The sequence below is a fragment of the Bacillus clarus genome, assembly GCF_000746925.1.
Classification (GTDB): Bacteria; Bacillota; Bacilli; order Bacillales; family Bacillaceae_G; genus Bacillus_A; species Bacillus_A clarus.
Genome location: NZ_JMQC01000008.1, coordinates 4181570 through 4195356 on the forward strand (window position 1 = coordinate 4181570; position 13787 = coordinate 4195356).

Annotated in this window: 16 protein-coding genes; 12 read left to right on the forward strand and 4 right to left on the reverse strand. The window is 33.9% G+C overall.

From position 1 onward, the window contains the following. The first annotated feature begins 169 nt into the window (after nucleotides 1-169). The 4 genes from DJ93_RS22265 (at nucleotide 170) to DJ93_RS22280 (ending at nucleotide 3339) form a co-directional block, all read left to right on the forward strand. The gene (locus DJ93_RS22265; protein WP_042983280.1) at nucleotides 170-850 is read left to right on the forward strand and encodes an MgtC/SapB family protein; all 681 of its coding nucleotides are present in this window, start codon (nucleotides 170-172) and stop codon (nucleotides 848-850) included. A gap of 87 nt (nucleotides 851-937) precedes the next feature. Then, a complete protein-coding gene (locus DJ93_RS22270) occupies nucleotides 938-1474 on the forward strand; it encodes a GNAT family N-acetyltransferase (RefSeq protein ID WP_042983281.1) in 537 nt (178 codons plus the stop codon). Nucleotides 1475-1636: 162 nt separating this feature from the next. Further along, nucleotides 1637-1843, forward strand: a complete 207-nt coding sequence (locus DJ93_RS22275) for an alpha/beta-type small acid-soluble spore protein (RefSeq protein WP_042983282.1) — start codon at nucleotides 1637-1639, stop codon at nucleotides 1841-1843. Nucleotides 1844-2085: 242 nt separating this feature from the next. Then, nucleotides 2086-3339, forward strand: coding sequence for a bacillibactin exporter BcbE (locus tag DJ93_RS22280; protein ID WP_080743569.1), 1254 nt, complete (start codon nucleotides 2086-2088; stop codon nucleotides 3337-3339). A gap of 65 nt (nucleotides 3340-3404) precedes the next feature. Here the strand turns inward: DJ93_RS22280 and DJ93_RS22285 are convergent, their stop codons facing one another. Then, entirely contained in the window at nucleotides 3405-4022 is a 618-nt protein-coding gene (locus tag DJ93_RS22285; protein WP_042983283.1) for a LysE/ArgO family amino acid transporter, read from the reverse strand. A gap of 122 nt (nucleotides 4023-4144) precedes the next feature. Here DJ93_RS22285 and DJ93_RS22290 point away from each other — a divergent pair, with 122 nt between their 5' ends. Then, entirely contained in the window at nucleotides 4145-5596 is a 1452-nt protein-coding gene (locus DJ93_RS22290; protein ID WP_042983284.1) for an aminotransferase-like domain-containing protein, read from the forward strand. Nucleotides 5597-5651: 55 nt separating this feature from the next. Then, nucleotides 5652-5819, forward strand: a complete 168-nt coding sequence (locus tag DJ93_RS22295; RefSeq protein WP_042983285.1) for a DUF3933 family protein — start codon at nucleotides 5652-5654, stop codon at nucleotides 5817-5819. A gap of 124 nt (nucleotides 5820-5943) precedes the next feature. Here the strand turns inward: DJ93_RS22295 and DJ93_RS22300 are convergent, their stop codons facing one another. Both DJ93_RS22300 and DJ93_RS22305 read right to left on the reverse strand, forming a co-directional pair. Then, nucleotides 5944-6909, reverse strand: a complete 966-nt coding sequence (locus DJ93_RS22300) for a patatin-like phospholipase family protein (RefSeq protein WP_042983286.1) — start codon at nucleotides 6907-6909, stop codon at nucleotides 5944-5946. 91 nt (nucleotides 6910-7000) lie between these two features. After that, entirely contained in the window at nucleotides 7001-7153 is a 153-nt protein-coding gene (locus DJ93_RS22305; protein WP_042983287.1) for a YjcZ family sporulation protein, read from the reverse strand. 223 nt (nucleotides 7154-7376) lie between these two features. Here DJ93_RS22305 and DJ93_RS22310 point away from each other — a divergent pair, with 223 nt between their 5' ends. The 4 genes from DJ93_RS22310 to DJ93_RS22325 all read left to right on the forward strand — a co-directional run bounded on the left by DJ93_RS22310 (nucleotide 7377) and on the right by DJ93_RS22325 (nucleotide 10255). Then, complete coding sequence (locus DJ93_RS22310; RefSeq protein WP_042983288.1) at nucleotides 7377-8129, forward strand: YwqG family protein; 753 nt, start codon at nucleotides 7377-7379, stop codon at nucleotides 8127-8129. Between the two features lie 167 nt (nucleotides 8130-8296). Further along, entirely contained in the window at nucleotides 8297-9457 is a 1161-nt protein-coding gene (locus DJ93_RS22315) for a transglutaminase domain-containing protein (protein WP_042983289.1), read from the forward strand. 108 nt (nucleotides 9458-9565) lie between these two features. Beyond that, complete coding sequence (locus DJ93_RS22320; protein ID WP_042983290.1) at nucleotides 9566-9763, forward strand: DUF4083 domain-containing protein; 198 nt, start codon at nucleotides 9566-9568, stop codon at nucleotides 9761-9763. 30 nt (nucleotides 9764-9793) lie between these two features. Next, nucleotides 9794-10255 (forward strand): NUDIX hydrolase, encoded by a 462-nt coding sequence (locus tag DJ93_RS22325; RefSeq protein ID WP_042983291.1) that lies wholly within the window; start codon nucleotides 9794-9796, stop codon nucleotides 10253-10255. A 45-nt stretch (nucleotides 10256-10300) separates the two neighbouring features. Here DJ93_RS22325 and nadE read toward each other — a convergent pair whose 3' ends face one another. Beyond that, nucleotides 10301-11119 (reverse strand): ammonia-dependent NAD(+) synthetase, encoded by an 819-nt coding sequence (gene nadE / locus DJ93_RS22330; RefSeq protein ID WP_042983292.1) that lies wholly within the window; start codon nucleotides 11117-11119, stop codon nucleotides 10301-10303. A gap of 270 nt (nucleotides 11120-11389) precedes the next feature. On the opposite strand from nadE, the gene DJ93_RS22335 reads away from it, so the two are divergent. Both DJ93_RS22335 and DJ93_RS22340 read left to right on the forward strand, forming a co-directional pair. Further along, the gene (locus DJ93_RS22335; RefSeq protein WP_042983293.1) at nucleotides 11390-13270 is read left to right on the forward strand and encodes an FtsX-like permease family protein; all 1881 of its coding nucleotides are present in this window, start codon (nucleotides 11390-11392) and stop codon (nucleotides 13268-13270) included. Between the two features lie 121 nt (nucleotides 13271-13391). Continuing rightward, on the forward strand, nucleotides 13392-13679 hold the full coding sequence (locus DJ93_RS22340) for an AbrB/MazE/SpoVT family DNA-binding domain-containing protein (RefSeq protein WP_042983294.1): 288 nt from the start codon (nucleotides 13392-13394) through the stop codon (nucleotides 13677-13679). Nucleotides 13680-13787: the final 108 nt, after the last annotated feature.

The following is a 13787-nucleotide window of genomic DNA, read 5'->3' on the forward strand; positions in this document are numbered from 1 at the left end:
ATTAAGATTGAAATGAATATAGAAAGCCGAAAAAACAATTGTATTTAAAATGTTTTTTCGGCTTTTTCCATTGGATGAATAGAAAAGACTGGAATTGATACGATAAAAGAGTTATAGTTTATTATTTAAGGGCAAATGAAGAAAATCGTATACGTAAGGAGAATGAAATATGTCATATGAATTTTTACTCAAATTAGGTTTAGCACTCTTTTTAGGTTTATTCATCGGGATTGATAGGCAGCTAAAGAACAAACCGCTTGGTGTGAAAACAAGTATGGTTATTTCTGTAGCGAGTTGTTTAATTACAATTGTTTCAATTGAATCGGTACATGTATATTCTGTTCCGGGTCATACGAATATGGACCCAATGCGATTAGCGGCCCAAATTGTAAGTGGTATCGGTTTTCTTGGGGCTGGTGTAATTTTACGAAGAAGTAATGATGTAATTTCTGGGTTAACGACAGCTTCAATGGTATGGGCTGCATCTGCTTTAGGAATTGCGATTGGAGCAGGCTTTTATATACAAGCAACAGTAGCGATGATTTTAATTATATTAGCAATCAATGTGCTTCCTCATCTTGTGAAAATTGCTGGACCATATTCATTAAGACAAAAGGACTTATCTATTAAAATTACCGTAAACAAACATCGAGAGTTAGATGGGATTTTTAAGCAAATTAAAAATTTAAATATGCAAGTGAAACGAGTGAAAATTAAAGATATTGATAACGGAGCATCTCAGCAATTAGAAATGGTTATTTTAGCTCCAGAAGATTTATATACAACTGAGCTATATAGTTCGTTAAAAGAGATTGATCATGTTGTTTCTGTTGAAGTTGAAAGTAGATAATGAAACGAGTGATGAAAATTCACTCTTTTTTATTTGGGTTTTTATAGTAATAAATTGATATAATGATGAATAAGTAGGGAGGAGAAAATGGTGGGAATAAATATTAGAAGAGCAATGAAAGAAGATATATTAGGTATAGCAAAAGTACACGCAGAAAGTTGGAAAACAACTTATAAGGGAATATTACCTAATGAAGTTTTAGATAACATAACGTATGAACAACGAGAAAAACAATGGGAGAATATCTTTCAGCAAGCAAAGAATCACCAATATAGATTTGTAGCAGAGACGTTAGATGGAAAGATTATTGGTTTTATTGATGGTGGAGTTGAAAGAACAGGTGCATATAGTTGCGATGGAGAGTTATATGCGATATATATTTTACAAGAATATCAAGGATTAAAAGTAGGACAAAGATTATTTTATAGTCTTTTATCTGAATTTATAAAAAATGATATCGATTCTGTGTTAGTATGGGTAATTTCAAATAATCCTTCCAAAAAATTTTATGAGAAATTTAGTCCTGAAAAAGTTGATACTAAATTTTTAGAAAGATTACATGTGGAAGAAACGGCGTATTGTTGGAGAGATATGGATCTTTTATATAGACGAGTAGGTAAATAAGTGTAAATAATTTTATTATGTAAACAAATGAAATGATTAGTTTTTAGACGGATATACCAATAACTTAATGGTATATCTTTTTTATGTAATAAAAACCAAAGATTACCATGTATTTAATTTCGGATTTGAAACAATTTAATATATATAAGGAGGTGATCGGTAATGGCTAGAAATCGTAATTCTAATCATTTAGCATCAAACGGAGCACAAGCGGCTCTAGATCAAATGAAATATGAGATTGCACAGGAATTTGGTGTACAACTTGGAGCTGATACTTCTTCACGTGCAAACGGTTCTGTAGGCGGTGAAATCACAAAACGCCTTGTAGCGATGGCAGAACAACAGCTTGGTGGCGGATATACTCGCTAAATGTAAAAGGTCATAGGAGAAAGGAAGGATTCTTCCTTTCTTTTTTATTTTCTCATTCTGTTTTATCTCTAATTTCCATTAAATAGTATGGATATACGGTCTTTTGGATTGAAAGAATAGAAGTAATGCTATGTTTTACTCCAATTTCTTTTGTTATATAAGTTAAAAGGCAGACAAGATGTGATAGCCCTGATGGAATATGAAATGGAGTTCCGTCAGGGCTACTATATGGGATGAAATAAATGACGAAAGGTTTCGAAATTAACATGTTAAAAAAAGAAAACTGTTGTTTAATTGCACTTGCATCTGTTCCACTTGTTATGACATTAGGAAATTCAATGCTTATTCCAATCCTACCAACAATTGAAAAAAAATTGCATATTTCCTCTTTTCAAGTATCCATGATTATTACAATCTATTCTGTCGTCGCAATTTTACTTATCCCGATTGCTGGCTATTTATCAGACAGGTGGGGACGTAAAATAGTAATGGTTCCAAGTTTGTTAATTGCAGCCATTGGAGGAGCAATAACAGGCTGGGTATCATGGAAAGTAGAGAACCCTTATGTGTGGATTCTTATAGGGAGAGCAATTCAAGGGATAGGCGCTGCCGGAGCTATGCCGGTTGTCATTCCATGTGTTGGTGATTTGTATAAAGATGAAAAACAGGTTAGTACAGGTTTAGGAATAATTGAAACATCAAATACATTTGGAAAAGTACTAAGTCCTATATTAGGATCTGCACTTGCTGCAGTTGTATGGTTTTTACCATTTTGGGCGATTCCGATTTTATGTGCTATTTCAATTATTTTATTATTAGTGTTAGTAAAAGCAAAAAAACAAGAAGAGCAAGTGCCACCGCTTAAAGAATTTATTCATTCCATCGTTTCTACATTTCGAGAAAAAGGAAGATGGTTAGTTGCAATTTTTATATTAGGTGCAATCATCATGCTTATTTTATTTGGAATTCTTTTTTATTTGTCGACTATATTGGAATCAAAGTACGACATTCATGGCGTTTGGAAAGGGTGTATACTTGCAATTCCGTTGCTTGTACTATCGCTCAGTTCATATATGGCGGGAAAGAAAATTGGGGATAAACAAGATGTTATGAAAAAGTGTATATATATCGGCTTTATATTAGCAGCGTTGTCGGTTATCATACCGTTGTTTTTAAAAGGGATTTATTTGTTACTTCTTTGCCTTGTTATTATGGGGATAGGTATTGGTATCGCCTTACCATGTTTAGATGCCCTTATTACACAAGGTATTGAAAAAGAGCAGAGGGGAACAGTTACGTCATTTTATAGTTCAATGCGCTTTATTGGTGTAGCTGCTGGACCACCTCTATATTCTTTTTTTATGAAGGGAGCAGATTATGAGGTATTCTATGTAACAAGTATTTTTGCTGTCATTGGGGCAATCGTAACAATTGTATGGATTAAACCCGCAAAAGATAAAGCGATGTTAAAACCACAACCTGAACCCACTTCTTAACTTTAAAAGCTTGTTTTGAAAGAGAATTGCATGGTACGTATCGCGAGCATACAATTCTCTTTCGTTTAGCTAGGAAAAGCGAACTGTTTTAACATATAAAGAGCACCCCCCCATATAATCACTCCCGAAACTTTATTTAATACTCCGATTGTTTTCCCTGTTGAATCGATCCCTTTTAACATTTTTCCGGCAAAAGCTAACCCGATAAACCAAATCCAAGAAACAGTAATCGTAGCAAAAGAGAATGCCCATTTCTCACTTCCTATGTATTGGATAGAGTTCGTTCCTATTACACCGATTGTGTCTAAAATTGCATGTGGATTTAATAATGACACAGAAGCAGCGAAGAAGATTTGATTTTTTAAAGACATTTGCTTCCCTTTATTTACTTCTTTTGAAGAATCACTTTTCCAAATAACCCATCCCATATACATAAGAAAGAAAAATCCAATTACATAAAGAGCTGTTGTTAGCCAAGAAAAAGTAAGGAGCACAAGAGATACACCTTGTACCGCAATTAAAATTAATACTGTATCGCATATAGATGCCGTCAGTATTACAGGAGCAGCATGCCAAATGCTTGGTTGACTAGCCCCTTGATTAAAGACGAAGACATTTTGAACACCTAACGGTAAAATAAGTCCGAACGCAAGGATGATTCCGTGAATAATCGCTTCAGTCATCTCGTTTCCTCCTATATATGTTAATCAAATATGATATTGTATATTGTATAGAAGAAAAGAAAATTTGTATCCATCCATATGGTTGGATAGTTCCCCAACCAAAAATATTGTGAGGTGATATGGTGGAACGTTTGAATTGGAAACCAAATATACATTCGCCAGTTCCTTTATATAAACAAATAGAGGTGTACATAAAAGAAAAAATTATAAATGGAGAATGGACAGTTGGAACGAAATTACCTTCACAACGTTCTCTGTCACATATGTTTGAAGTGAATCGAAGTACAATTGTGATGGCATTTGATGAATTAGCAGCAAAAGGATATATCGAGGGAAAGGGGAGGAAAGGGACAATCGTTCGGAATAATGATGAGAATACAGCTACGTATGCGCCGCCACCTAATTGGCAATCTTATGTAGAAACTGGTCTTCATTATCCCAATTTGCCTGCTATACAAGAAATCAATCAAGCTGAATTTTATCCAGATGTCATTCGATTAGGAACTGGTGAGCTTTCACCAGATCTTTTACCTAAGAAAAAAACGAAGCAAATTATAAGGGGAATTTCACAAGCTAATATTATGCTTGGTTATGAGGAGCCAAAAGGAAATCTTCACTTAAGAAAACAAATAGTTGAATACTTAGACGGACACGGTGTCTATGTATCTCCAGATTCTGTCCTAATTGTTTCAGGAGCAATTCAAGCACTACAGCTTATTTCAATGGGACTCCTTCATAAAGGGACGTCTATTTTACTAGAAAAGCCATCATACTTGTACTCTCTTAATATTTTTCAATCAGCGGGAATGCGTTTGATTGGTATACCGATGGATGAAAAGGGTCTTCATCCATCATATATTGCAAAATATAAGAAGCAATTTAATGCGTCTATTTTATATACAATTCCTTCTTTTCATAATCCAACAAACTTTACTATGGATGATGAGAGAAGGAAAGAAGTAATAAAAGTATGTAATGAAATCGGATTACCAATTATTGAGGATGCGGTGTATCAAGACTTATGGTTTGATTCACTAGTAACAAAACCGTTAAAGGCATACGATAAAAATGGTATTGTACTGCATATTGGAAGTATGTCTAAAGTAATAAGTCCTGGTTTAAGAATTGGTTGGATTGTTGGTTCAGAACCAGTTATTCAAAGATTGGCAGATATAAAAATGCAAACGGATTATGGTTCGAGTTCTATATCTCAACAAATTGCAGCAGAATGGTTTGAAAGCGGCTTATATTACAAACATTTACAATACATAAGAAGCGAATTGAAAAAACGGAGAGATTTAATGCTTCGTATGTTAGAGAAATATTGTAAAGGTATAGCAACTTGGCATGTGCCAACAGGGAGTTTTTATATTTGGCTACATATTCATTTAGAAATTTCGAATCGGAATTTATTTGAAAAAGCGTTACAAGAAAATATTTTATTAAATCCGGGTAATATGTATGATAGGAATGCAGGACAATTTTTACGTCTTTCTTATTCCTATGCAACTTTAGATGAAATTGAAATCGGAATAAAAAAGGTGGCACAGTTGATAAGGAATTTGACTGTATAGTAATTATTCTTTATGCAAGCTGCAAAAATAATATAAATATAAAAAGGTGAAAAGTATGAAGCAATATGTTATTTGTCAAATCATTGATGGAAGTAAATATTTAGCTGCTTATGCAGAGACAAAGCAAGAAGCAATTGAAAAAGCGGAATTATTAGGATTAAGAACGGGAGAGCATTATGTAGTGATTACAGCTGAAGAGGCAGAAGGACTAACTTATCCTTAAATGAAAGAACGCTTTTAAACAATATGTGAGAGTGGGAAGAAGACGAATAAGCCCAATAATACGATAGATTATTAGGCTTATTCATTTTTAAGGCATCATTTCCTCTTCATCCAAAATAATAGAATTATGAGTCGAGTTGGCGGAAATATCGATTTGTTTTTCGATCCTGTTTTCCGCTTCTATATTCATTGACATACTGTCTGAAGTTCCAAGATTGTAAAAATTCATTAGCGGCGTTATATCCGGAGTTATAAAGCCATTCTTTCTCTCCATTCGTTAATTGGAATTTAGTACTTGTAATTGTTCCAGTTGGAATTGTAATAGTTCTTGCCTTTGATTCTTTATCTAGATGGCGTAAATCGTGAGCTTGCATCATTGTTTTAAATAAACCTTTGAACAGGGAGATAGGTTCTTCATAATGAACTGGTTCCGCTTGAATCTCATCTTTTACAAAATGAAATCCAAAAGTAGGCCAGCGAGGGGATGTAGGTGAGTCGAAAATCCATATTGGATAGTTACTTAAAATACCACCATCAACCATATAGCAAGGCTGTTTCCATCTTGGAGTTCTCCACTTCAACGGTTCAAAGAAGAAAGGAATGGTTCCGCTCATTCTAACTGCCTTTGCAATAGAGAATCGGTAGTTTGAAAATCCGTAGTTTGGTAAATCATCAGGGAAGATAACCATTTTCCCGTTGCTTATATCGGAAGCAATGATCTTGAGTTTATTCAAATCAGGTAAGTCAGTGAAAAGATGAATCCCTTTTTTTCTAAGCAAATCCTCTAACCATTCTTCTAGAAATGCATTTGAATAAATACCGAGTGTGGACCAAGCGCTCAGCCCTTTACCGATGAAAGGGATTCTATCAAGGAAAGTTTTTTTTACAAATTGGTTGTAATCAATGCTATTTATAATCGTTTTTAATTCTGTACAAGAATATCCTGCTGCCACAAGCGCAGCGATAATAGCTCCAGCTGAAGTACCAGCTACACGCTCCCATTCGTAACCTTGCTCCGCTAAAGCACAAATCGCCCCGACATGTGCAATGCCGCGCACACCGCCACCTTCAAATACACCATCGATTTTCATAGGCGCTTTTCCTTTCAATTCATTATTGTTCTTTTGAATAGCAAAAAAGCACGTGATATACGTGCTTTCTTACAATAGTTTTTTAGATTACTTAGCAACCGATGAAGCCGCCCCAACAGCTAGCTCCAATGATGATTAGAAGGATAAATAAAACGATTAATAAAGCGAAACCTCCATAACCACAACCGCAACTGCCGCCGTAACCGCCGTAACCGTAGCCACCACAACTATATCCGTAACCCATGTAGAATGCCTCCTTATATTAAAAGTTAAAATGAATAATTAGAGAGTATACTGTAAGAAATTATGAGATATCATGTTTGTAGGAACATTGTATACTATGCTCTTTTAAACTCGTTCGCGTATGACGGATAAGCCCGTTTTTTGAGGGCTTGTTGATTTTCCGATGAAGAGGGTATGATTTTTGTGCTATGATACGAATGAATATATAAACGTAAGGAGAAATTATGAAACAGCAAATTGAATTTTTAATTGATAAATATGGACTGACGCATGTAAAACAGGAACTCATAAATACGATATTCCCTTGTATAAAAGTTGTTCCAAAACAACAGGAAAAAGTTACGATTGGGAGTTCTAAAATGGGGGGAGTCCCAGATGTACCTAATTCGTTTGAATATCCGATATATAAAGGGAAGCCATTGAACTTTATTGCGCAATTTAATTTAAGTGATGTACAAAATATCGATATGAATCACAATCTGCCTAAAACAGGGATGTTGTATTTCTTTTGTATTGAAAATTATTTTGAAGAAGATGTGAATCAAAACGATGCTGGATGTGTTCTTTACTATGATGTTTCCAAAGAAGAATTGCGAAGAGCGGATGAGATTCCAGAGAAATTTAATCAATGTGAAATTTCATTTGAACTAACATATAAGTTACCTGAGCTCTTTATTGATGATGAAGCGGATTCAGATCGGTTTTTACAATTACTTGAGGAGCTAATTCCAGATCACTATGATAACCATCAAATATTTGGAGAACCATTCTCAGTACAAGAAGAAGTGTTACAAGAAACTGGAGATTATATGGGGATAGATCCACGTAATATGACGCTTTTATTCCAAATTGATTCAGATTATAAAAATTGTAATATGATGTGGGGAGATTTGGGGATGTTATATTTCTGTATTGGAAACGAGGATTTGAAAAATCAACGTTTTGAAAATACATGTTGTATTTTACAAACTTGTTAAAGAGGAGGTTGTTCTTTTTCTGAAAGAACAACCTTTTTAAATATATTTTTTTATAATGTTAATTAATAAATATGCATAATCTCATATGCTCTTTTTAAAAAAGTATTGTATACTCTGAAAATATACGAGAGTTTTTCGTATATTTCTAGAATATGAGGAGTGACGAGATGAAAAAGGCAAATAAGTATGTGACAGCTGTCGCACTTTGTTCAACAATTGTAATAGGTGGATTACAAATACCTTCTGTATCGCACGCAGCTTCAACAACAAATGTAGCGGCTACGCAACTGGATGCTAAGTTGTTAGAGGATTTTCAAAAAGAATTAAAGAAACATATTGATAATCGTGAAGAGAATATTACAATCACATATAAAACGAATGATAAAAATGGTAGAGATGTGATGGACAAACTCTATCAAGAGTATAATAAAATTGTAGATGCGGATGAGTATGTGAAATATAATGTGGCAAGTACACGATACGCTATTAAAGGAATACCAGGAAACTATACGTTTACATTAAATATTACGTATCGTGAATCAAAAGAACAAACGCAATATGTAAAAACACAGGCGAAAGCAATTGTAAGTTCTATTGTAAAACCGGGTATGGACGAACATGAAAAAGTGAAGGTAATTCATGATTACGTTGTGAAACATGTATCCTATGATACTTCTTATCAAGCATATACAGCATATGAAGCGTTAGCTAATCGTTCTGCTGTTTGCCAAGGATATACATTATTAACATATCAATTATTCAAAGAAGCGGGCATCCAATCTCATATTGTCACTGGAAAAGGAAATGGGCAAGCGCATGCGTGGAACTTAGTGAAGATTGAAAATAAATGGTATCACCTTGATACTACATTTGACGATCCAGTTCCGGATAAAGCAGGGCGCGTGACATACTCTTATTTTAATATGTCTGATGAGCAATTAAGTAAAGACCATGAGTGGGATCGTAGTAAATACCCAGTAGCGTCTACGAATTACTATAATGAATTAACAAATAAAATAAAAGCAGGTAGTTCAAAAGCTGCTCTATATCAACAAATGTTAAAAGATACGAATTTAGTATATTTGTCTACACAATACGGGGCGGAAAATTATAACGAATTGAAGCAAAAATTACAGAAGCAATTTGCTTCAAAACCAGAAAAAGTAGAATTACGCTATAAGCAGTCTATGGACATGACAATGCAAGATATAAAAAAAGTATTGAATGAAATTACTTGGCCAAAAGGTGCGAAGCGAGTGTCTTATCAAGTTGCACCTTATAGTGCGATGGCAGGTTACTCATTAGCGACAATTACATTTACGTATTAATGAAAAAGAACATCTATAAAAGGTGCTCTTTTTGTATGTATTTAGTTTTTCACCCTTTATTCTGAATTGTATGATAAAAACATGAAAAATAGAGGGTGTGATATTGGAATGAGTTTGTTCGAAAATAACATATTTACATTGATTTATTTTTGTCTAGTAATCGGACTTATCGTTTTGTTTTTCGTATCATTTACTCTGTTCATTAGAAGGTTATTGCAAAATAACTTTGCAAAAAAACAACATGTTATCAATATGAATCAGAAGCTAGACCGGATTATTGAATTGCTTGAAAAAGATAAGAAATAATGATAGAAGATGTATGAAAAGGGGAAGAGGATGGCTAATTATATAAAGTTATTACGTGAAAAAGTAGGGCATGATTATGTCTTTTTAAATTTTGCTGGCGGCTGCATTTTTAACGAGTTAGGTGAGGTGCTTCTACAGAAAAGGGGAGACAGTGGTGCTTGGGGATTTCCAGGTGGGGCGATGGAATTAGGTGAATCTGCAGCAGAGACAGCAATTCGAGAAATAAAAGAAGAAACAGGATATGATGTAGAAATAAGTGAGCTTATCGGAGTATACACGAAATATTTTCAAACATATCCGAACGGAGATCAAGCTCAGACAATTGGGATTTTCTTTAAGTTTTCGATCGTTGGAGGGAGTAGAAAAGTAGACGGTGATGAAACGTTAGATTTGAAGTTTTTCTCGTTACATCAAATGCCTTCATTATTCAATGAGCAGCACCAAGATTGCTTGGAGGATCTTTTAGAGAAGAGAACAGCAGTATTTCGTTAAAAGAAAAAGAAGCTAAATAAAATTAGCTTCTTTTTCATATGTTTTTTACTTCCACCAATCATCAAATATCGATGCTGGTACTTGTCTTTTATGTTCACTCACTGTATAACGTTTTTCAATTTTTTCTGCAACGTCTACTGGAACTGTTTTTCCTTCTAAGTAATCATCTAATTGATCGTATGTAATGCCTAATTCTGTTTCGTCAGCTTGACCTGGCTTTTCATCTAATAAGTCAGCTGTTGGCATTTTTAAGTAAAGGCGTTCTTCAGCACCTAACTCTTGTAATAAAGCACGCCCTTGTCGCTTCGTTAATCCTGTTAATGGTAAAAGGTCTGCACCGCCATCGCCGAATTTTGTGAAGAAACCTGTTACAGCTTCAGCAGCGTGATCTGTTCCGATAACAAGTAAGCCTTTTTGTCCACCAATTGCATATTGTGTAACCATGCGAATACGTGCTTTTACATTGCCTTTATTGAAATCTGTTAGTGATTCTCCTAATAAATTTGCATATTGATCTGAAAAGGCATCAACAGTTGTTGCGATGTCAAAAGCAACTGATTGATCTGGTTGAATAAATTGTAATGCTAATTGCGCATCATCTTCATCTTTTTGTACTTTATATGGAAGACGTACAGCGATAAATGTTGCGTTTCCACCTTCATTACGAACCTCTTCGACCGCAAGTTGAACTAAACGACCTGCTAACGTAGAATCTTGCCCACCGCTAATTCCAAGTACAAATCCTTTTGCACCTGTTTTTCTTAAATAGTCTTTTAAGAAATCAATTCGCTTACGAATTTCAGCTTTTGGATCGATTACAGGTTGAACATGTAATGCCTTCATAATCTGTTCTTGTAATGTCATTCTGTTTTCCTCCTATTCATATGGAACGATAAATACATTTATATGTATATTGGCACATACTTCTATCCTTTATTATTTCGCAAAACTAACGAATATACAATAGGATGAGTGTATGAATGTGAATGTAGTCATTATAATGAAATGGCCTCGTTTAATCAATTCTTTTATAACCTTTCAAAAATGTAAGGTTTTTGTCATTTGAATCGATGGAAGATATTTCTTCTCCTTATTAATATAAAAGCATATTTAGTAGAAGGGCGGAGAAGTAAGATGAATATTAGAGAATTAGCGTTTCGGAATGTAACGAGAAATAGACGGACATACTCAGCTTACTTTTTGAGTAGTGCATTTGCAATTATGGCCTTTTTTGTTTATTCATTTTTTGCGTTCCATCCAGCATTAAGTGCAGGAGAATTAGGACGGTATGTATTCGTAAGTATGTCTTTTGCACAATCAATTATTTATTTGTTTACATTTTTCTTTATTTTATATTCAATGGGTATGTTTTTAAAAACGAGAAAGCGAGAATTAGGCATACTAATGATGCTTGGTATGACGAAATATCAACTAAAGCGTCTTATCTTTTTTGAAAATATCATGATTGGTATCGCTGCAATTATTATGGGGATTCTTTGTGGAATGTTGTTTTCAGGTATATTAATTTGGGTAGCCCCATTGTTATTAAAATTAGATATATCATTATCGTATTACTTACCAAAGGCAGCATTTGCTGTAACAAGTGTTATGTTTTTCGTATTGTTTATTATTATTTCATTCTTTAGTGCAGGAATGATTCGTAAAAATCAAATTATGAAATTGTTTCGAGGATCAGCACAAGCAAAGCCAGAACCGAAAGCATCGGTTATTTCATCAGTTTTAGCTGTACTATTGCTTAGTGCAGGATATGTAGGTGCTTTAATTTCGCATGGTGCTATGGTATTTATTATGATGATTCCTGTCACAACGGTAGTCACTATTGGTACATATTTATTGTATAAGCAGTTAAGTGTTTTTATCATTCGATTATGTAAAAAGAGTAAACGCTTCTATTGGACAAGAACGAATATTATTACTTTGTCAGATTTAGCATATCGCATGAGAGATAACGCACGAATGTTCTTTATTGTGACGATTATTTCAACTGTAGCATTTTCAGCAATTGGTACTTTAGTTGGTTTTGCTTCTATGACAAAAGGAATTATGGAGCAGCCAATTGGATTCCACTATCATTCTAAGCAAGGGAATGATAGTGAATCACAGCATGTGCAATTCATTGATCAAACATTAAAGAAATATAATATAGCAGCTTCGAAAATAGACATTACATCGAAACAGACTGGAGATCATTCATTACAAGGTGCGGTCTTTATAAAGGAATCTGATTATAAGAAATATGCAAAGTTAGCTGGGGAACCTGTTGCTTCATCGACTGAGAGTGAAGCGTTATTTCTATCAGTAGAAATACCAGGGCCACCGAGAAAAGAGAGAAAAACAATTGAATTACCGAATAGTAATAAGTCTCTGCAAGTGAAAAAAGTTAATACATCTTCATTAAGTAAAATGTTTAGAGGAAATGTTTATGTAATTACACAAGCACAATATGATTTATTACAAGTTGGATTTAAAGAAGAAAAAGATTACATGTATAAAACGACAGAAACGAAAGAGGAAATTGAGGTTGGAAAAGAACTTACGAATCAAATAAAAACGTATCAAGAACATTTGACATTTAGTGCGGCAGAGTATGATAAAAATCAAAGTTTACAAATTGCAGGGCCGATTTTATTCGTAGGATTTTTTATTGGTATTGTGTTCTTTGTTTGCGCAGGAAGTTTTTTATATTTCCGGTTATTCTCTGATTTAGAAGATGATTATCGTTTATTTGAATCCATTCGAAAAGTAGGGTTAACAAGTGGAGAACTATCTAAAGTAGTCACCATTCGTTTGGCACTATTATTCTTCGTTCCAATTGGTACCGCGACATTACATGGTGCAGTTGCATTAACAGCTTTAGGGCAAATGTTTGAGTATTCACTTCTCAAAGAAAATACGATTGTATTAAGCATCTTTGTAGGAATTCAAATCGTATATTTCATCATGATAAGAGCTCGTTATTTAAAACAATTGAAGGAAAGATTAGGGATGCGCTAAATCATTTTTAAAGCTTTTATACTACAATTTTTTAAAATAGAGGCAAGCTTTTCCAAATGTATAATGATAAAATAAAAGAAGCGAGGTGAAACCATTTATATTTCATAAGGAGGGCTTAAGCATGAAGGCAACAGGAATTATTCGAAAAGTTGACGAATTGGGACGGATTGTAATTCCTAAAGAATTAAGAGATATATTAGGAATACAAATAAAATCACCGCTTGAAATTTTTGTAGAGGAAGAGAAAATCATTTTACAAAAATATCAACCGTATAATACGTGTCAAATAACTGGTGAGATATCAGAGGGAAATATCACATTGGCAAGTGGGAATATTACTCTTAGCATAGAGGGTGCAAAATATTTAATAAAAGAAATAGAGAATTTTTTTGAAAAAGAGCGGAATTAAACATTGCCATCTTAAATATAGAAGGATATATGTAACGTTAGAAGAATAATAGTTTGTTTGAAGTAAAAGAGCTACTTAAGTGGCTCTTTTATTTTTAAATTAAATTTA